Source organism: Streptomyces monticola (assembly GCF_042665355.1).
Classification (GTDB): domain Bacteria; phylum Actinomycetota; class Actinomycetes; order Streptomycetales; family Streptomycetaceae; genus Streptomyces; species Streptomyces monticola.
In genome coordinates this window covers 90,841-108,834 of the sequence record NZ_JBHTCF010000019.1, presented here as the reverse complement: position 1 = coordinate 108,834, position 17,994 = coordinate 90,841, and the positions used below count along the sequence as shown (strand labels likewise).

Below are 17,994 nucleotides of genomic sequence, written 5' to 3'. Positions count from 1 at the left end.
ATGGCAGACGACCCTCTGGTCATCGGCGGTACGTCCTACTCGTCCCGCCTGATCATGGGCACCGGAGGCGCACCCAGCCTCGATGTCCTGGAGCGCTCCCTTGCCACGTCCGGCACCGAGCTCACCACGGTCGCGATGCGCCGGCTCGACCCGGGTGTGAAGGGCTCGGTGCTCTCCGTCCTGAGCAAGCTCGGCATCGAGGTGCTGCCCAACACCGCGGGCTGCTTCACCGCGGGCGAGGCCGTACTGACCGCCCGCCTCGCGCGCGAAGCGCTGGGTACCGACCTGATCAAGGTGGAGGTCATCGCCGACGAGCGCACCCTCCTGCCCGATCCGATCGAGACCCTGGAGGCCGCCGAGACGCTGGTCGACGACGGTTTCACGGTCCTTCCGTACACCAATGACGACCCGGTGCTCGCGCGGAAGCTGGAGGACGCGGGCTGTGCGGCGATCATGCCGCTCGGCTCCCCCATCGGCTCGGGCCTCGGCATCCGCAATCCGCACAACTTCCAGCTGATCGTGGAGCACGCGCGCGTGCCGGTGATTCTGGACGCGGGTGCGGGCACGGCGTCCGATGTGTCGCTCGCCATGGAGCTGGGGTGCTCGGCGGTGATGCTGGCCTCGGCGGTGACGCGGGCGCAGGAGCCGGTGCTCATGGCGGAGGCGATGCGGCACGCGGTCGAGGCGGGCCGTCTCGCCCACCGGGCGGGACGCATCCCGCGCCGGCACTTCGCGGAGGCGTCCTCGCCCACCGAGGGCATGGCACGGCTCGACCCGGAGCGCCCGGCCTTCTGACCGGGCGGCCGGGCGGTTGGGCGGCCGGGCGGTTGGGCGGGACCACAACCAACGAGCAGCCGCACGCCCGCCCCGCACCGGCCACAAGAACCCATACCGACCGGCGGAACCCGGGGTCACAGCTCTGCTGCAGTCCGGCCCCGGATTCCCCCGGACGGTAAGGGCTGTCCGTGGTCGCTCGTAGACTCTCCGCGTGGACACGACCCTTCAGGACCCGCTCGTCGGGCAGGTGCTCGACGGCCGCTATCGCATCGACGCACGCGTAGCGGTCGGCGGGATGGCCACGGTCTACCGGGCCGTGGACACCCGCCTCGACCGCGTGCTCGCGCTCAAGGTGATGCACCCGACGCTGGCGGCGGACGTCTCGTTCGTGGAGCGCTTCATCCGCGAGGCCAAGTCGGTCGCCCGCCTCTCGCACCCCAATGTGGTCGGGGTCTACGACCAGGGTGCCGACGGCGCGTATGTCTATCTCGCGATGGAGTACGTCGCGGGGTGCACCCTGCGCGACGTTCTGAGAGAGCGCGGGGCGCTGCAGCCGCGGGCCGCACTCGACATCCTGGAGCCGGTCCTGGCCGCGCTCGGCGCCGCCCACCGCGCGGGATTCGTGCACCGCGACATGAAGCCGGAGAACGTCCTCATAGGGGACGACGGCCGGGTCAAGGTCGCCGACTTCGGTCTCGTACGCGCGGTGGACACCGTCACCAACACCACGGGCGCCGTCCTCGGCACCGTCTCCTACCTGGCGCCCGAGCAGATCGAGCACGGCACGGCGGACCCCCGGGTCGACGTGTACGCGTGCGGTGTCGTCCTGTACGAGATGCTGACCGGCGCCAAGCCGCACACCGGCGAGTCCCCCGCGCAGGTCCTCTACCGCCATCTGCACGAGGACGTACCGCCGCCGTCGGCCCTGGTCCCCGGCCTGCCCGTGGACCTCGACGAGCTGACCGCCGCCGCCACCGCCCGCACCCCCGAGGTGCGCCCGCACGACGCGGTGGCGCTGCTGTCCCAGACCCGCCAGGCCCGTGCCGCCCTGACCGACGAGCAGCTGGACGCCGTACCACCGGGAGCCAGGGCCCAGGAACACGACAACGGCAACGACCGCACCAGCGTCATACCGCGGGCGTCGGGCAGCGTGCCGCACCCGCTCCCCGCCGAGCAGCTGGAGCTGCCCGGGACCGCCGCCGCGGACGAGCAGCAGCTCAACCGCACCAGCCGTCTGGAGATGCCGCCGCAGGCGCCCACGCAGTCATCCGTCGGGGGCCCGGGGAACCGGCGCCGGCCGAGCCGAGGCGTGCTGGCGCTGATCGTCGCGCTGCTCACCCTCTGTGTGGGCGTGGGCGTCTGGTACATCAACTCCGGCCAGTTCACCCAGGTACCACCGCTGCTCACCAAGACGGAGGCGGAGGCCCGCAAGTCACTGTCCGACGCCGGCCTCGACGTACGCGACGTCAAGCGGGAGTACAGCACCTCCGACAAGCGCGGCACCGTCATGGGCAGCACCCCGAAGTCGGGCAGCCGCATCCGGGACAACGGCAAGGTGAGGCTCATCATCTCGCTCGGCCCGCGCATCGTCGCCGTACCCGACCTGAAGAACACCCCGCTGGAGAAGGCCAAGAACGACCTGCGCGAGCGCAGTCTCGAACCGGGCATGGTGACAAGGCAGTTCAGCGAAGAGGTGCCGAAGAACTCGGTGATCAGCACTGAGCCGCCGGTCGGCAGCAAGCTCAAGCCCGGCTCGGCGATAGCGCTCACGGTCAGCAAGGGCAGCCCGGTGGAACTCCCGGACGTGGTCGGCGATTCGGTCGACGACGCCCGCTCCGAGCTCCAGGAGGCGGGTCTGCAGGTCGAGATCGCACCCGAGCGGGTCTTCTCCGAGGAGGACAAGGGCACCGTCGCCGTGCAGCGGCCGGGCGAGGGCGCCCAGCTGGCCGAGGGCGACAAGGTCACGCTGACGGTCTCCAAGGGCCAGGACATGGTCGAAGTCCCGGACGTCGAGGGCCTCAAGACGGCCGAGGCCAAGGAGAAGCTGCAGGCCAAGGGGTTCAAGGTCAGTGTGCAGAAGTGGTTCCTCGGCGACACGGTCTGGGACCAGTCGGTGAGCGGCGGCGACGAGGCCCCCAGGGGCAGCGAGATCACGATCCGGGTGCGCTGACCCTCCGCCCGGCGTCGGGCGACGGCCACGGGCCACGGACACCGGCCACGGTCCACCGGCAACAGATACCGGCCACGGGTACGGACGAGGCGGGCGGACCGCCGTCCGGGCCGCGTCCGGCGCATGAAACCCTGGACGGGTGAGCAGCAAGAGAACCCGCAACCCCGTCGGCGGCCATGTCCCCGTGGCCGGCGGTCTGGCCTCCGTCGGTCTGTCCTACGCACGTGAGATGGGCGCCGAGACCGTCCAGGTCTTCGTCGCCAACCCGCGCGGCTGGGCCACGCCCGTCGGCAACCCGAAGCAGGACGAGGCGTTCCGCGCGGCCTGCGCCGACGAGGGCATCCCGGCGTACATCCACGCCCCGTATCTGATCAACTTCGGCTCCCACACCGAGGCGACCGTGGAGAAGTCGGTCGTCTCGCTGCGCCACTCGCTGCGCCGGGGCCGGGAGATCGGCGCGCTCGGCGTGGTGGTGCACACCGGGTCCGCGACCGGCGGCCGGGACCGGTCGGTCGCCCTGAAGCAGGTACGCGAGTACATGCTGCCGCTGCTCGAAGAGCTGACGCACGAGGACGACCCGTATCTGCTCCTGGAGTCGACAGCCGGGCAGGGCTCCTCGCTCTGCTCGCGCACCTGGGACTTCGGCCCGTACTTCGAGGCCCTGGACGCCCACCCCAAGCTGGGTGTCTGCCTGGACACCTGCCATATCTTCGCGGCGGGCCACGATCTGGGCGGGCCCGGCGGCATGAAGCAGACGCTCGATCTGCTCGTGGACACCGTCGGCGAGGGCCGGCTCAAGCTGATCCATGCCAATGACTCGAAGGATGTGGTGGGCGCCCACAAGGACCGGCACGCCAACATCGGCGCCGGCCATATCGGCGAGGCCCCCTTCGGCGAGCTCTTCACCCACCCCGCGACCGAGGGCGTCCCCCTGGTGATCGAGACACCGGGCGGCAAGGAGGGCCACGCCGCGGATGTGGCCCGGCTGCAGAGGCTCAGGGACACCGGGTCCCTCTGAGGGACCTCCAGGGGACCTTCAGGAGACTTCAGCGAGTTCACAGAGAGGGAACGGGGTCGCGCAGAGCGCTTGAGGAATACCCCCTGGGGGTATACGGTTCTTGTCATCGGCAGGAGCCGTTACCGGACTTTGGGGGTCACTCATGGAGCACGGCACGCACACCGGGCACGGACAGCACACCGAGCACGGGAACCACGAGCACCACCAGCATCACGGCCACGAAGGCCATGAGAACCACCAAGAACACGCAGGCCACTCGAACCACACAGACCACAAGGAACACGCAGGCCACGGCCACCACCACAATCACGGAGGCGGCGGCAAGGTCAGCTGGCGCATGGCGGCACAGGCCACGCTGCACTGCCTCACCGGGTGCGCCATCGGCGAGGTCCTGGGCATGGTGATCGGCACGGCCCTCGGCTGGGGAAACGTCCAGACGATGGCGCTCGCGATCCTGCTCGCGTTCTTCTTCGGCTACGCCCTGACGCTGCGCGGCATCCTCAAGGCAGGCGTCGACTTCAAGACCGCGTTCCGGGTCGCCCTGGCCGCCGACACCCTGTCGATCGCCGTGATGGAGCTGATCGACAACGGCGTGATCGCGCTGTGGCCCGGCGGCATGGACGCACATCTCTCGGACCCGAAGTTCTGGTGGATCCTTGCGATCGCACTCTTCGCCGCCTTCCTGATCACCACCCCGGTCAACAAGTGGATGATCGGCCGCGGCAAGGGCCACGCGGTGGTGCACCAGTACCACTGACACCGGCCCGCGGGACGGGCGTCACGACCATGGCCCGGAGGCTGCTACAGCTCCGGGCCGTCGCCCGGCTCCTCCTGGTAGGAATAGCGCTGCTCACGCCAGGGGTCGCCGATGTTGTGATAGCCGCGCTCCTCCCAGAAGCCACGGCGGTCGGCGGTCATGTACTCGATGCCGCGGACCCACTTGGGGCCCTTCCAGGCGTACAGATGAGGCACCACGAGCCGTAGCGGGAAGCCGTGTTCGGCGGTGAGCGGTTCGGCGTCCCGGTGCGTCGCGAAGATCGCCTTCTCGGAGGCGAAGTCGTCGAGCCGCAGATTCGAGCTGAAGCCGTACTCGGCCCAGACCATCACGTGCGTGACATCGTCCGCGGGCGGCGCGAGCTCGAGGAGGGTGCGGGCGAGCACCCCGCCCCATTCGGCGCCGAGCATCGAGAATTTGGTGACGCAGTGCAGATCGGCGACGACCGTGGCGTAGGGAAGTGCCGCGAACTCCTCGTGCGTCCAGCAGTGCTTGTCGCCGTCGGCGGTGGCGCCGAAAACCCTGAACTCCCAGCGTTCCGGGCGGAACTTGGGGACCGGGCCGTAATGGGTGACGGGCCAGCCCCGCTGCAGCCGCTGTCCCGGAGGAAGCTCCGACTGCTCCATTTCGCGGCTTTCCGGCTGACCCATGCCTCCATGATGACAGCCCGCGACGTGTGGACGTGACCAGGTCTGCACCGATTCGGGCAACTCCTACTAAGCGTGCACTTACTGGACGCTCTTCTGGCACCGGTGCAAGGATGCGCGCACCTGCCCCCGATACATACTTGGAAGGAGCCTCTGCGATGCAGGGCGACCCCGAGGTCATCGAATTCCTCAATGAGCAGCTGACCGCCGAGCTCACGGCGATCAACCAGTACTTCCTGCACGCGAAGATGCAGGAGAACTTCGGCTGGCCCAAGCTCGCCAAGTACACGCGGTCCGAGTCGATCGACGAGATGAAGCACGCGGAAGTGCTCACCGACCGCATCCTCTTCCTCGAAGGGCTGCCCAACTACCAGCGCCTGTTCCATGTACGGGTCGGGCAGACGGTCACCGAGATGTTCCAGGCCGACCGGCAGATCGAGGTCGAGGCGATCGACCGGCTCAAGCGCGGGGTGGAGGTCATGCGCGCCAAGGGCGACATCACCTCGGCCAATATCTTCGAGTCGATCCTCGAGGACGAAGAGCACCACATCGACTATCTCGACACCCAGCTCGAGCTGATCGAGAAGCTCGGTGAGCCGCTCTACATCGCCCAGCTGATCGAGCAGCCGGAAAGTTAGACCGGGCAGTCAGGCCAGCAGTCGGACCGCGCCGTTCAGGCGGCTTCGCCCAGGTCGGCTTCGTTCAGCTCTGCGAGTTCCGCCGCCGACGCGAGGGCGGGCTCACCCTGGTCGATCAGCTCACGGCGGGGGCAGGAGCCCCGGCCGAGCAGGGCCTGGATACGGCGTACGCACGAGCCGCAGTCGGTGCCGGCCTTGCAGGCGGACGCTATCTGGCGGGGGGTGCAGGCACCGTCCGCCGCGTGCTTCTTGACCTGCTCTTCGGTGACTCCGAAGCAGTTGCAGACGAACACGCGGCTCACCTCCCCGGTGGATTCGCTGTCGGGATCGATAGATGGCGCCGTCCCGATTAATCGGTGAGGCTAACCTAACCTTACCCGCCGAGGTGCGCACACAAAAGAAGCGTGGGGCGCGGATCAGATGTGATCCGCGCCCCACGCTGCTGTGTCAAAAGGGACAGAATTACTGGTCCCGGTACATCTCCGCCACCAGGAACGCCAGGTCGAGCGACTGGCTGCGGTTGAGGCGCGGGTCGCAGGCCGTCTCGTAGCGCTGGTGCAGATCGTCGACGAAGATCTCGTCGCCGCCGCCCACGCACTCGGTGACATCGTCACCGGTGAGCTCGACGTGGATACCGCCCGGGTGCGTGCCGAGCGCCTTGTGCACCTCGAAGAAGCCCTTGACCTCGTCGAGCACATCGTCGAAGCGCCGGGTCTTGTGGCCCGACGCGGCCTCGTAGGTGTTGCCGTGCATCGGGTCGGTGATCCAGGCGACCTGGGCGCCGGACGCGGTGACCTTCTCGACCAGGGTCGGCAGCTTGTCGCGGATCTTGTCCGCGCCCATCCGCACGATGAAGGTCAGCCGGCCGGGCTCACGGTCCGGGTCGAGGCGCTCGATGTACTGCAGCGCCTCCTCCGGGGTGGTCGTCGGGCCCAGCTTGATGCCGATCGGGTTGCGGATCTGCGAGGCGAACTCGATGTGCGCGTGGTCGAGCTGACGGGTGCGCTCACCGATCCAGACCATGTGGCCCGAGACGTCGTACAGATTGCCGGTGCGCGAGTCGGTGCGGGTCAGCGCCGTCTCGTAGTCGAGAAGCAGCGCCTCGTGGGAGGCGTAGAACTCGACGGTCCGGAACTCGGCCGGGTCCGTGCCGCAGGCGCGCATGAACTTCAGCGCGTTGTCGATCTCGCGGGCGAGCTGTTCGTAGCGCTGGCCCGACGGGGACGACTTCACGAAGTCCTGGTTCCAGGCGTGCACCTGGTGCAGGTCGGCGTAACCACCGGTGGTGAAGGCGCGCACCAGGTTCAGCGTCGAGGCGGAGGCCTGGTACATCCGCTTCAGGCGCTCGGGGTCCGGGATCCGGGCCTCTTCGGTGAACTCGAAGCCGTTCACGGAGTCGCCGCGATAGGTCGGCAGCGTGACGCCGTCACGGGTCTCGGTGGGCTTGGAGCGCGGCTTGGAGTACTGGCCCGCGATCCGGCCGACCTTCACGACCGGCACCGAGGCGGCGTACGTGAGCACGGCGCCCATCTGGAGCAGGGTCTTGAGCTTGTTGCGGATGTGGTCGGCCGATACGCCGTCGAAGGCCTCGGCGCAGTCGCCGCCCTGGAGCAGGAACGCCTCTCCCTTGGCGACGGACGCAAGGCGGGCGCGCAGCTGGTCGCACTCGCCTGCGAAGACGAGCGGCGGATACGACTCGAGGTCCGCGATCACATCGCGCAGAGCCTCGGCATCGGGGTACTCGGGCTGCTGCGCCGCGGGCAGGTCTCGCCAGGTGTTGCCACCGTCAGCGGTGGTCTTAGCGTTCACGGTCACCTCGACAACATTACGGGGTCATGCCGACTGCCCATCCCCCGGCCCACTACGTGAGACGGCCGTCCCGGCGTCCCTGGCGCGCTCCCCGGCGCTCGGTGCGGCCAGTGCCAGGCGGCGGTGGGTGCGGCGCAGCATGGTGCGGGCCATGAAGGGATGCGCCCTGCGGACCACGCCCCAATAAGGGCGGCTGCGCAGGGTCGCGGCCGCCACGGCGGTGCTGAGTGTGAGGTATCGCTCGTCGACGAGGATCGAGGCGCGGGCGGTCAGGCCCGCCGTGTTCACGTCCAGGAGCAGCTCCCCGTCCTCGCGGGCGAGCACGGGAAAGGCGTCGCGCAGGATCCCGGTCCAGGCCGCCGGGTCGCGCGGCAGGCCCGGCTGCAGCTCCATGCGGTACGCGTCCGTGTAGCCGGGGCGGTCGACGGCCGCGCGCAGCAGCCGGGCCCGCTCCGGGACGGCGACCGTCTCCGGTCTGGCCCACAGCAGGCGGCGGAGCAGCCGCACCCGGGCCGACCGGCGCACCGGCCTGGCGGGGCCGCCGGTCGTCACACGCTCGATGTTGTCGAACAGCTCCTCGATGATCGTGTCGTGCACGGGCCGCACGACAAGCAGCCATGTGAGACGGCCGCCGGCCCCGAACTCCCTCTCCAGGACGTGCCGGACACGGCACCGGTCCGCGCCCAGCGGCTCGACCGTCAGTTCGTGGAAGCCGTCCCAGGGCGGGGCGCCGTCGAAGCGGACGCGGCGGCCTTCGCCAACCGCGCGGCACTGATCGAGGCGGCCCTCGACCGCTGGGCCGAGGTGCGCACGGAAGGCACCATCGCCGAGGTCGAGGCGGAGCCCGACCCCGAGGCCCGGATCCGGCGGCTCCTGACGGTGGCCTTCGCGTCCGCCGCGTCCGACCCCCTGGAGGTCTCGCTGCTCGCCACCGCCGGCCACCCCCCAGGTCGCGGCGGCCCTGCGGCGCGTGACCGGGCGCCGGGTGGCCTATCTGGCCCGGCTCTTCGCCGCGGCCGGCTTCCCCGACGAGGAGGCGCACCGGCGCGGACTGCTCGCGTACACCGTCTGCTTGGGGCACAGTCAGCTCGCGCACGCGGTGCCGTCGGCGCTGCCCGATGAGGCGGAGCGCGGCCACTATCCGGACAGAACGCTGGACGCACTCCTCATGCGCTAGGGTCACGGCATGTTCGCGCACACGACCCGTAACTGGTGGTGGACCGCTCACCCGGCGGCCCACTGACTGCGCGTACACCGATTCGCGAAGGCCGCCCGAGGGGCGGCCTTCAGTGTTTTCCGGGCCGTTCCCTCCTCTCGCCAGGAAGGAACCTCCGATGCCCGCACAGTCCGCGAAGCCCGCACAGCAGTTGATCCGTCGGCTCCTCGACTCCGACACCCCCTTCGCCCTGCTCCGCCGCCGTACGCCCGGTCATGACGAGAACACCGTCGAGGTGCTGCTCGGACCGGTGCAGGAGGCCGAGCGGCTCCGCGATATCCCGGACCGGGAGCTTCCGGTCCTGGCCCTCGTACCGTTCCGGCAGATCAGGGAGCGGGGCTTCGACGTCCGCGACGACGGCACCCCGCTGTCGGTCCTGGCCGCCGATGAGGTCTGCACACTGCCCCTCGACGAGGTCATGGAAGCGCTGCCCGCGCATCAAGTGGCCGTCCAGGACGGGGCTTTCGACATCGACGACGAGGCGTACGCGGACATCGTCGAGCGGGTGATCCGGGACGAGATCGGGCAGGGCGAGGGCGCCAACTTCGTGATCCGGCGGAACTTCGAGGGCACGGTCCCGGGGTTCTCACGGGCGGACGCGCTCGCCCTGTTCCGCCGGCTGCTCGCGGGTGAGCGGGGCGCGTACTGGACGTATGTCGTGCACACCGGGGAGCGCACACTCGTCGGGGCCAGTCCTGAAGTGCATGTGCGCATGAACGGCGGGACGGTCGTGATGAACCCGATCAGCGGGACCTACCGCTACCCCGCCGAAGGCCCCACGCCCGAGCACCTCCTCGACTTCCTCGCGGACGGCAAGGAGATCTCCGAGCTCTCCATGGTGGTCGACGAGGAGCTCAAGATGATGTGCACCGTCGGTGACATGGGCGGTGTCGTGGTCGGCCCGCGCCTGAAGGAGATGTCCCATCTCGCCCACACCGAGTACGAGTTGCGCGGCAAGTCTTCCCTCGATGTGCGCGAGGTCCTGAAGGAGACCATGTTCGCGGCGACGGTCACCGGCTCCCCCGTGCAGAACGCCTGCCGGGTCATCGAGCGGTACGAGCCGGGCGGGCGCGGCTACTACGCGGGCGCCCTCGCCCTCATCGGCCCGGCCGCCGGTGACGGTGGCCGGGAAGGAGCCGTCGGCGCCCGGACCCTGGACTCGCCGATCCTGATCCGTACCGCCGACATCGACGCCGCAGGCCGGCTGCGGGTATCGGTCGGCGCGACCCTGGTGCGCGACTCGGACCCGGTGAGCGAGGTCGCCGAGACCCATGCCAAGGCCGCCGGGGTGCTGGCCGCCCTGGGGGTGCGTCCGGGACGGCCGCGCGGGCAGGACGTACGGCCGAAGCTGGCGGACGATCCGCGGGTGCGTGAGGCGCTGGACTCGCGGCGCGCCTCGCTTGCGCCGTTCTGGCTGCGGATGCAGGAGCGGTCACAGACGCTGTCCGGGCACGCCCTGGTGATCGACGGCGAGGACACCTTCACGGCGATGCTCGCGCATCTGCTGCGGTCATCGGGCCTGGAGGTGAGCGTGCGGCGCTACGACGAGCCGGGGCTGCGGGAAGCGGCCCTGCGCCACGAGGGCCCGATCGTCCTCGGCCCCGGCCCCGGCGACCCGTCGGACACCGCCGACCCCAAGATGCGGACGCTGCGCTCGCTCGCCGCCGCCCTCGTACGCGAGCACCGGCACGGCCTGCTCGGAGTCTGTCTGGGGCATGAACTCCTCGCCGTCGAGCTGGGGTTGGAGACCGTACGGAAGCAGATTCCGTACCAGGGCGCACAGACCCGGATCGAGCTGTTCGGGCGGCCCGAGGTGGTGGGCTTCTACAACAGCTTCGTGGCGCACTGCGACGACGAGGCGGAGGCGGAGCTCGCGGCGCACTCGGTGGAGGTCTCCCGCGACGCGGCGACGGGCGAAGTGCATGCGCTGCGCGGGCCCGGGTTCGCGGGGGTGCAGTTCCACCCGGAGTCGGTGCTCACGCTGCGCGGCACCCGGATCGTCGCGGAACTCCTGGGTCAGCTGACCTTGGGCTCCGCGGGGACGAGGACGTTCTCGCTGCGGCGGCCCTCCGTGTAGTCCTGGACGTTCTTGACGGTCGTCTCGATGATCTGGCCCACCGCGTCCACCGTGTAGTACGCCTGGTGGGAGGTGACCAGGACGTTCGGGAAGGTCATCAGGCGGGCCAGGGTGTCGTCCTGGACGCCCTGGATCGACTTGTCGAGGAAGAAGAGCCCGGCCTCGGCCTCGTAGACATCGAGGCCGACGCCGGCGAATCTGCCCCGGCGGAGCTCGCCGACCAGGGCCTCCGTGTCGATCAGGGCGCCCCGGCTGGAGTTCACCAGGATCGCCTCGTCCTTCATGACCGCAAGCGCCTCGGCGTTGATGATGTGCTTCGTCTCGGGGAACAGCGGGACGTGCAGGCTGACCAGGTCGGATTCGGCGAAGAGCTGGTCCTTCTCGACGTACTTCATGCCGAGCTCCACGCACGCGGGGTTCTGCGCCACGTCCCAGCCGAGCAGGTTCATACCGAAGCCATGGGCGATCCGGGTGAACGCCTCACCGATCTTGCCGGTGCCCAGGACGCCCACGGTGCGGCCGCGCATGTCCCGGCCCATCAGCCCGTCGAGGCGGAAGTCGAAGTCCCGGGTCCGGTTGGAGGCGCGCACGATCCGGCGGTTGACCGCCATCGCGAGGGTCCAGGCGAACTCGGCCACCGAGTAGGGCGAGTAGTACGAGACCCGGGCCACGGTGAGGCCGAGGCGCTCGGCGACCAGCAGGTCGATGTTGTTGAAGCCGGTGGAGCGCTGCGCGATCATCTGCGTCCCGCCCGCGGCGAGAGTCTGCAGGACGCGATTGTCCAGGCTGGCGTTGACGCTGGTGGAGATGATCTCGTAGCCCGCCGCGATGGGGGCGGTGTCCTCGGTCAGGAACACATCGAGACAGCGGACGTCGTGGAGTCCCGCGAAGGCCTTCTCGATCAGCGGCTTCTCGTCGGCCTGCACACCGAATGCCAGGATTTCCACGACTTCTCCCGTTCCGCTGGTCAAGGGGCCGAGCAAAGAGCTCTGGGCCGCATTTCGCGCAAACACGAACATCGCGAATATACGACCCAGAGCCCGGGGCTGCCGCTCGGCGGACGGGCCGACGGACGGTCCGGCGGACGGGTGCGGCGGACCGCTGCCCGCGGCTCAGCCGAAGAAGACGCCGACCTCCTCGTACAGCTTCGGATCGACCGTCTTCAGCTTCGCCGTGGCCTCGCCGATCGGGACCCGCACGATGTCGGTGCCGCGCAGGGCGACCATCTTGCCGAAGTCGCCGTCGCGTACCGCCTCGATCGCGTGCAGTCCGAAGCGGGTGGCCAGCCAGCGGTCGAAGGCGGAGGGAGTGCCGCCGCGCTGGACGTGGCCGAGGACCGTGGTGCGGGCCTCCTTGCCGGTGCGCTGCTCGATCTCCTTGGCCAGCCACTCGCCGACGCCCGAAAGACGCACATGCCCGAAGGAGTCCAGGGAGCCGTCCTTGAGGATCATCTCGCCGTCCTTGGGCATCGCCCCCTCGGAGACGACCACGATCGGCGCGTACGAGGCCTTGAAGCGCGAGGTCACCCAGGCGCAGACCTGGTCGACGTCGAAGCGCTGCTCGGGAATCAGGATGACGTTGGCGCCGCCCGCGAGGCCCGAGTGCAGGGCGATCCAGCCGGCGTGCCGGCCCATGACCTCGACGACGAGCACCCGCATATGGGACTCGGCGGTGGTGTGCAGACGGTCGATGGCCTCGGTGGCGATCCCCACGGCGGTGTCGAAGCCGAAGGTGTAGTCGGTGGCCGAGAGGTCGTTGTCGATGGTCTTGGGCACGCCGACGCAGGGGATGCCGTACTCGTCGGACATCCGCGCCGCGACGCCGAGGGTGTCCTCGCCGCCGATCGCGATCAGCGCCTCGATGTCGTGCTTGGCGAGGTTCTCCTTGATCCGCCGGACGCCGTTCTCCTCCTTGAAGGGGTTGGTGCGCGAGGAGCCGAGAATGGTCCCCCCGCGGGGCAGGATGCCGCGCACCGCCGGGATGTCGAGCTGGACGGTGTCGCCCTCGATGGGACCGCGCCAGCCGTCCCGGAAGCCCAGGAAGTCATACGCGTACTCCTGGACGCCCTTGCGGACGATGCCCCGGATGACCGCATTGAGCCCGGGGCAGTCGCCGCCTCCGGTCAGTACTCCGACCCGCATGGAATGTGTCCCTTCGCCTCAGTGACCTGATGCGGGTCACGCTAATGGTGATCCAGGTCACTTCGGGACGGGGTGAAGCGTCAATTCCGGTGAAATCAAGGGGAGTTGATCATGCGCGTTCACTCATTCGAGGGCTTTGCCGCCGACCGCACGCACCGGTCACTCCTCGTCGAGGCCCCGCTCGATCGCGTACCGCACCAGCTCCACGCGGTTGTGCAGCTGCAGCTTGCCCAGGGTGTTCTGGACATGGTTCTGCACGGTGCGGTGCGAGATCACCAGGCGCTCGGCGATCTGCTTGTAGCTCAGGCCTTTGGCGACCAGGCGCAGGACCTCCGTCTCACGGTCGGTGAGCTGCGGGGCCTTGGGCTCGTCCGGCTCGGTGGGCAGCGGCTCCGACGCCAGGCGGCGGTACTCACCGAGGACGAGGCCGGCGAGGCCGGGCGTGAACACCGGGTCACCGACGGCGGTACGGCGCACGGCGTCGAGCAGCTCCTCCGTGGACGCCGACTTCAGGAGATAGCCGGTGGCGCCGGACTTGACCGCCTCCAGCACATCGGCGTGCTCACCGCTCGCCGACAGGACCAGGACCCGCAGCTTCGGGTTGGCGCCGACCAGTTCCTTGCATACCTGCACGCCGGGCTTGGCCGGGAGATTGAGGTCCAGGACCAGGACGTCGGGACCCGCGGCCTTGGCGCGGCGCACCGCCTGCTCGCCGTCACCGGCGGTGGCGACCACGTCGAGACCCGCCTCGGTGAGGTCGCGGGCGACGGCGTCCCGCCACATCGGGTGGTCGTCGACGACCATCACCTTGATCGGACCGCCGTTCTCCCCGGCCCCGGCCTGCTCCGCCCCCTCGGCCTTCCCGGCGTTCCCGGTCTTCCCGGTCTTCCCGGTCTTCTGGTCCTTCTCCGTGTGCCGCTCGCTCATCGACTCGCCTTCCCCCGTGGGACTTTCAGCTCTACTTCCGTGCCCTGCCCTGGGACCGAGATCAGCTCGGCTGTGCCCCCGATGTCCCGCAGCCGGCCGCGGATCGACAGGGCCACCCCGAGGCGCCCTTCCCCCTCGGCCTGCGCGAGCCTGCCCTCCGGGATGCCCGGGCCGTCGTCCCTGACCGTCACGATCACCTCGTCCGGCCAGTCCTCGACCAGGATCCAGGCCCGGGCGTCGTCTCCCGCATGCCGCCGCACATTGTCCAGGGCGGCACTGACAGCGGCGGCCAGTTCCTTCGCCGCCGGGGCCGGGAGCATGACCGGGGCGCCGGGTTCCGAGAACGTCACGCGGGCGCCGGCGTGCAGCGCGAGCAGCGCCCGAAGATCCTGCGGGCCGGGCGTGCCGGGCTCGTCCGGCTCCTCGACCTCGCGGACCACGGCGCCCTGCGCGACGTCCTCCGATGCGCGGGACGCCGGCACCAGGCCGCCCGCCACCAGGGTGCGCAGGGCGACCTCCTGCTCGCCCGCGAGACGGCCGAGGTCCGCGGCCTCGCCGCCGAGCGCGGTGCCGCGCCGCTGCACCATCGCGAGCACCTGGAGCACGCTGTCGTGGATGTCACGGGCCAGGCGCTCGCGCTCACGCGTCGCCGCCTCGATCTCCAGGGCGCGGGCCAGGGTGCGCTCCGAGGCACGGGCGACCTCGACGACGTATCCGATGGCGATGGAGGCGACCCAGACGAGCAGGACGTTGTGCAGGGTGTCCGTGCTGGGGGTCTGGCGCTGGATGATGTTGGCGACGGCCACCAGGGACGAGGCCACCGCGGCCCAGCGCCAGCCGCCCTTGAGCGCGAAGGCGAGCACGGCGCCGGCGGCCCATATGCTCGGCAGCGTCGGGCCGTCGCCGTGATCGGGGTCGGAGAGCGGGGTCAGCAGGATGCCCGTGAGCGCGACGGTCAGGTCGGCGGTGAGGAAGCGCTTGGTACAGCTCTCGGCGTTGGAGACGCGGGAGAGCGTGACCACGGTCCACACGGCGAGGAAGCCGAGGTAGGCGACGGCGATCCAGGCACGGTCGTAGTCCTCCCGCGCGTGCACGAAACGCGCCACCGCGTAGACCATCGTCAGGACGCGGTATCCGGCCAGAGCGCGCCACAGGGGCAGTTCGACCGACATCCGCATGACACGCTCGCGCTTGGCCATGTCCTCCCCCACCCTCGCGTACGGGCCCGCCCCGGCCCCGGCCCCCTGCCCCCTGCCCCGCACACGGCGTGACCGGGCCGGGCGAAGTCCTGGCGGCGCGCCCCGGAATCTACGCCTAGGCGGCCTTGTCCCGCCCGGTCTTCCCCCGCGGGGCCCCCTGCCCGGCCTTCTCCTGCTCCGCCTTCTTCTTTTCCTGCTCGGCCTTCTTCTCCTGCTCGGCCTTCTTCTCCAGCTCGGCCTTCTTCTTCGCCGCGTCCGCGATCTGCCGCTTCGCCGCGGTCGCGTAGATGTCGACGTACTCCTGGCCGGAGAGCTTCATGATTTCGTACATGACCTCGTCGGTCACCGAACGCAGGATGAAGCGGTCGCCCTCCATGCCCTGGTAGCGGCTGAAGTCCAGCGGCTTGCCGATCCGGATGCCGGGGCGCATCAGCTTCGGCACGACCTTGCCGGGCGGCTGGATCTTCTCCGTGTCGATCATCGCGACCGGGATCACCGGGGCGCCGGTGGCGAGCGCCACGCGCGCGAGGCCGCCGGGCTTGCCGCGGTAGAGACGGCCGTCGGGCGAACGGGTGCCCTCCGGGTAGATACCGAAGAGCTCACCGCGCTCGATGACGTCGATACCGCTCTTGATGGCGGCCTCACCCGCGCCGCGGGCACCCGAGCGGTCAACGGGCAGCTGCCCGACGCCCTTGAAGAAGGCCGCCGTCAGCTTGCCCTTCACCCCCGGAGAGGTGAAGTACTCGGCCTTGGCGATGAAGGTGACCTTCCGGTCCAGGACCGCGGGCAGGAAGAAGGAGTCCGAGAAGGACAGATGATTGCTCGCGAGGATCGCCGGCCCCTCGTCGGGAATGTTCTCGAGGCCCTCCACCCAGGGCCTGAACACGGTCTTCAGACTCCCGCCGACGGTGAGCTTCATTACGCCGTAGATCAACGCGTACGCCTTTCGTTTCTGTCGAACAGACCTTAACCCGTCACCGGCCGGCCCTCCTTCCGGGACGGCCCTGGTCGGTGCCCGTCCGGTCGCGTACCGTGAACGCATCCTCCCGTTCGATCCCCATGGCCCCCATGAACCATGGACCTCATGAAGGAGACCGAAGGTGCCGGTCCTCCCCGGAGCCGAGCCGTTCCGCCACGAGGGCGGAGAGGTCGGCGTCCTGCTCTGCCACGGTTTCACCGGATCCCCGCAGTCGCTGCGCCCCTGGGCGGAGTATCTGGCCAAGAACGGTCTGACGGTCTCCCTGCCCCTGCTGCCCGGACACGGCACCCGCTGGCAGGACATGGCCCTGACCGGCTGGCAGGACTGGTACGCGGAGGTGGACCGCGAGCTGCACGACCTGCGGGCGCGCTGCTCCCAGGTCTTTGTGTTCGGGCTCTCCATGGGCGGCGCGCTCACCCTGCGCCTCGCCGCCAAGCACGGCGACGCGATCGCGGGCCTGGTCCTGGTCAACCCGGCGAACAAGGTCCACGGCCTGGCCGCCCACGCCCTGCCCGTCGCCCGCCACTTCGTGCGCACCACCAAGGGCATCGCCAGTGATATCGCCATGGACGGCGGCGAGGAGATCGGGTACGACCGGGTGCCGCTGCACGCCGCGCACTCGCTGCGCCGGTTCTTCCGCCTGGTCGACGCCGAGCTGCCGCAGGTGACCCAGCCGATCGTGCTTCTGCACAGCCCTCAGGACCATGTCGTGCCGCCGGCCGACTCGGCCCGCATCCTCAGCCGCGTCTCGTCCACGGATGTCACGGAGATTCTGCTGGAACAGAGTTACCACGTGGCGACGTTGGACTATGACGCGGACCGGATCTTCGAGGAGAGCCTCGCCTTCCTCGGCCGGCTCGCCCCCAGTGTCGACGACAGCAAAGAGGGGACGGCCACCGGTGGCTGAGCACGGTGCGGAGCGCGACGGCAGTCGCGAGGAGGACGAGGGCCGCCCGCTCGACGAAGACGCGGCCTGGGCGGCGATCGTCGCCGGGTACGGCGAGGAGCCCGCGGATCCGCCGGGCGCCAAGCCGTTCAAGTCGGTCGAGGATCTCGCCGGCCTCGTGGCGGAGGCCAATCAGTCGGAGCCCGCCCCGAAGCAGGGGCCGGAGTCCTCGTCGTCCGGGACCGGCCGGGACGCCGGTTCGGACCCTGCCGGGGATTCGGGCGCGGACACGGGCTCGGACCCGGACGCGGGCTCCGGACCGGGCGCGGACTCCGGTGCCGGTGCCGGTAAAGCAGGCGGCTCCATCACCTTCGCGCCCGGCGTCGGCCCGCGGGACTACACACCGTCGGAGGCCTCCGACGCGGACGACGAGGGCCATTTCGTACCGCCGGAGCCGCCCCCGCTGCCCGAGGCCGATGCCACGGCCAAGTTCGCCTGGCTCGCGGTCATCGGCGGCCCCGTGCTGCTGCTGCTCGCCGTCCTGCTCGGCTGGGACATGACGTGGTGGCTGACCACCCTCGGCATCGGCGGCTTCATCGGCGGCTTCGCCACGCTCGTACTGCGGATGCGGGGCGATGACGAGGAGGACGACGACCCGGGGCGCGGCGCGGTCGTCTGACCACTGCGGGCCCCACACTCACATCAAGACACTCACATCAAGGTCAAGTCCCCCTA

The 17,994-nt window shown here is 70.0% G+C and carries 19 protein-coding genes; 10 read left to right on the top strand and 9 right to left on the bottom strand.

What is annotated here, in order from left to right; all coding sequences use genetic code 11:
* The 4 genes from ACFQVC_RS33545 (at position 1) to ACFQVC_RS33530 (ending at position 4,722) form a co-directional block, all read left to right on the top strand.
* A complete protein-coding gene (locus ACFQVC_RS33545; protein WP_381837737.1) occupies positions 1 to 795 on the top strand; it encodes a thiazole synthase in 795 nt (264 codons plus the stop codon).
* A 193-nt stretch (positions 796 to 988) separates the two neighbouring features.
* Entirely contained in the window at positions 989 to 2,947 is a 1,959-nt protein-coding gene (gene pknB, locus ACFQVC_RS33540) for a Stk1 family PASTA domain-containing Ser/Thr kinase (protein ID WP_381837735.1), read from the top strand.
* 139 nt (positions 2,948 to 3,086) lie between these two features.
* Positions 3,087 to 3,965 (top strand): deoxyribonuclease IV, encoded by an 879-nt coding sequence (locus tag ACFQVC_RS33535; protein WP_381837733.1) that lies wholly within the window; start codon positions 3,087 to 3,089, stop codon positions 3,963 to 3,965.
* Between the two features lie 142 nt (positions 3,966 to 4,107).
* The gene (locus ACFQVC_RS33530) at positions 4,108 to 4,722 is read left to right on the top strand and encodes a DUF4396 domain-containing protein (protein WP_381837731.1); all 615 of its coding nucleotides are present in this window, start codon (positions 4,108 to 4,110) and stop codon (positions 4,720 to 4,722) included.
* Between the two features lie 44 nt (positions 4,723 to 4,766).
* Here the strand turns inward: ACFQVC_RS33530 and ACFQVC_RS33525 are convergent, their stop codons facing one another.
* Complete coding sequence (locus ACFQVC_RS33525) at positions 4,767 to 5,390, bottom strand: sulfite oxidase-like oxidoreductase (protein WP_381837729.1); 624 nt, start codon at positions 5,388 to 5,390, stop codon at positions 4,767 to 4,769.
* Between the two features lie 155 nt (positions 5,391 to 5,545).
* Between ACFQVC_RS33525 and bfr the strand changes: the two genes are divergently transcribed.
* Positions 5,546 to 6,025 carry a bacterioferritin gene (gene bfr / locus ACFQVC_RS33520; protein WP_381837727.1) on the top strand — a complete coding sequence of 160 codons (480 nt, stop codon included), beginning with the start codon at positions 5,546 to 5,548 and terminating at the stop codon, positions 6,023 to 6,025.
* 35 nt (positions 6,026 to 6,060) lie between these two features.
* Here the strand turns inward: bfr and ACFQVC_RS33515 are convergent, their stop codons facing one another.
* From ACFQVC_RS33515 to ACFQVC_RS33505, 3 genes are all read right to left on the bottom strand, one after another.
* Positions 6,061 to 6,327: a (2Fe-2S)-binding protein gene (locus ACFQVC_RS33515; protein ID WP_381837725.1), complete on the bottom strand. Its 267-nt coding sequence runs from the start codon at positions 6,325 to 6,327 to the stop codon at positions 6,061 to 6,063.
* Between the two features lie 160 nt (positions 6,328 to 6,487).
* Positions 6,488 to 7,840, bottom strand: a complete 1,353-nt coding sequence (locus ACFQVC_RS33510; RefSeq protein WP_381837723.1) for a class II 3-deoxy-7-phosphoheptulonate synthase — start codon at positions 7,838 to 7,840, stop codon at positions 6,488 to 6,490.
* A gap of 18 nt (positions 7,841 to 7,858) precedes the next feature.
* Positions 7,859 to 8,776 carry a DUF2867 domain-containing protein gene (locus tag ACFQVC_RS33505; RefSeq protein ID WP_381837721.1) on the bottom strand — a complete coding sequence of 306 codons (918 nt, stop codon included), beginning with the start codon at positions 8,774 to 8,776 and terminating at the stop codon, positions 7,859 to 7,861.
* 28 nt (positions 8,777 to 8,804) lie between these two features.
* On the opposite strand from ACFQVC_RS33505, the gene ACFQVC_RS33500 reads away from it, so the two are divergent.
* The 3 genes from ACFQVC_RS33500 to ACFQVC_RS33490 all read left to right on the top strand — a co-directional run bounded on the left by ACFQVC_RS33500 (position 8,805) and on the right by ACFQVC_RS33490 (position 11,127).
* Positions 8,805 to 9,011: a hypothetical protein gene (locus ACFQVC_RS33500; protein WP_381837719.1), complete on the top strand. Its 207-nt coding sequence runs from the start codon at positions 8,805 to 8,807 to the stop codon at positions 9,009 to 9,011.
* Between the two features lie 9 nt (positions 9,012 to 9,020).
* A complete protein-coding gene (locus ACFQVC_RS33495) occupies positions 9,021 to 9,077 on the top strand; it encodes a trp operon leader peptide (protein WP_351255831.1) in 57 nt (18 codons plus the stop codon).
* A gap of 91 nt (positions 9,078 to 9,168) precedes the next feature.
* On the top strand, positions 9,169 to 11,127 hold the full coding sequence (locus tag ACFQVC_RS33490; protein ID WP_381837717.1) for an anthranilate synthase family protein: 1,959 nt from the start codon (positions 9,169 to 9,171) through the stop codon (positions 11,125 to 11,127).
* Here ACFQVC_RS33490 and ACFQVC_RS33485 read toward each other — a convergent pair.
* The 5 genes from ACFQVC_RS33485 to ACFQVC_RS33465 form a co-directional block, all read right to left on the bottom strand.
* Entirely contained in the window at positions 11,067 to 12,074 is a 1,008-nt protein-coding gene (locus ACFQVC_RS33485; RefSeq protein WP_381837715.1) for a 2-hydroxyacid dehydrogenase, read from the bottom strand. The genes ACFQVC_RS33490 and ACFQVC_RS33485 overlap by 61 nt on opposite strands.
* A gap of 165 nt (positions 12,075 to 12,239) precedes the next feature.
* Positions 12,240 to 13,268 (bottom strand): 6-phosphofructokinase, encoded by a 1,029-nt coding sequence (locus tag ACFQVC_RS33480; RefSeq protein WP_381837713.1) that lies wholly within the window; start codon positions 13,266 to 13,268, stop codon positions 12,240 to 12,242.
* Between the two features lie 159 nt (positions 13,269 to 13,427).
* On the bottom strand, positions 13,428 to 14,072 hold the full coding sequence (locus ACFQVC_RS33475; RefSeq protein WP_381837896.1) for a response regulator: 645 nt from the start codon (positions 14,070 to 14,072) through the stop codon (positions 13,428 to 13,430).
* A gap of 119 nt (positions 14,073 to 14,191) precedes the next feature.
* Positions 14,192 to 15,394: a MacS family sensor histidine kinase gene (macS, locus tag ACFQVC_RS33470; protein WP_381837711.1), complete on the bottom strand. Its 1,203-nt coding sequence runs from the start codon at positions 15,392 to 15,394 to the stop codon at positions 14,192 to 14,194.
* Positions 15,395 to 15,509: 115 nt separating this feature from the next.
* On the bottom strand, positions 15,510 to 16,313 hold the full coding sequence (locus ACFQVC_RS33465; protein ID WP_381837894.1) for a lysophospholipid acyltransferase family protein: 804 nt from the start codon (positions 16,311 to 16,313) through the stop codon (positions 15,510 to 15,512).
* 181 nt (positions 16,314 to 16,494) lie between these two features.
* On the opposite strand from ACFQVC_RS33465, the gene ACFQVC_RS33460 reads away from it, so the two are divergent.
* A complete protein-coding gene (locus tag ACFQVC_RS33460; RefSeq protein WP_381837709.1) occupies positions 16,495 to 17,280 on the top strand; it encodes an alpha/beta hydrolase in 786 nt (261 codons plus the stop codon).
* Complete coding sequence (locus ACFQVC_RS33455; protein ID WP_381837708.1) at positions 17,273 to 17,938, top strand: hypothetical protein; 666 nt, start codon at positions 17,273 to 17,275, stop codon at positions 17,936 to 17,938. The genes ACFQVC_RS33460 and ACFQVC_RS33455 overlap by 8 nt, the downstream gene beginning before the upstream one ends.
* Positions 17,939 to 17,994: the final 56 nt, after the last annotated feature.

What these genes read in the sequence shown, in the direction of transcription:
- ACFQVC_RS33545 (WP_381837737.1), top strand. Translation starts at nt 1, where the DNA reads ATGGCAGACGACCCTCTGGTCATCGGCGGTACGTCCTACTCGTCCCGC.
- ACFQVC_RS33530 (WP_381837731.1), top strand. Translation starts at nt 4,108, where the DNA reads ATGGAGCACGGCACGCACACCGGGCACGGACAGCACACCGAGCACGGG.
- ACFQVC_RS33525 (WP_381837729.1), bottom strand. Translation starts at nt 5,390, where the DNA reads ATGGGTCAGCCGGAAAGCCGCGAAATGGAGCAGTCGGAGCTTCCTCCG.
- bfr (WP_381837727.1), top strand. Translation starts at nt 5,546, where the DNA reads ATGCAGGGCGACCCCGAGGTCATCGAATTCCTCAATGAGCAGCTGACC.
- ACFQVC_RS33490 (WP_381837717.1), top strand. Translation starts at nt 9,169, where the DNA reads ATGCCCGCACAGTCCGCGAAGCCCGCACAGCAGTTGATCCGTCGGCTC.
- ACFQVC_RS33480 (WP_381837713.1), bottom strand. Translation starts at nt 13,268, where the DNA reads ATGCGGGTCGGAGTACTGACCGGAGGCGGCGACTGCCCCGGGCTCAAT.
- ACFQVC_RS33475 (WP_381837896.1), bottom strand. Translation starts at nt 14,072, where the DNA reads ATGGTCGTCGACGACCACCCGATGTGGCGGGACGCCGTCGCCCGCGAC.
- macS (WP_381837711.1), bottom strand. Translation starts at nt 15,394, where the DNA reads ATGGCCAAGCGCGAGCGTGTCATGCGGATGTCGGTCGAACTGCCCCTG.
- ACFQVC_RS33465 (WP_381837894.1), bottom strand. Translation starts at nt 16,313, where the DNA reads ATGAAGCTCACCGTCGGCGGGAGTCTGAAGACCGTGTTCAGGCCCTGG.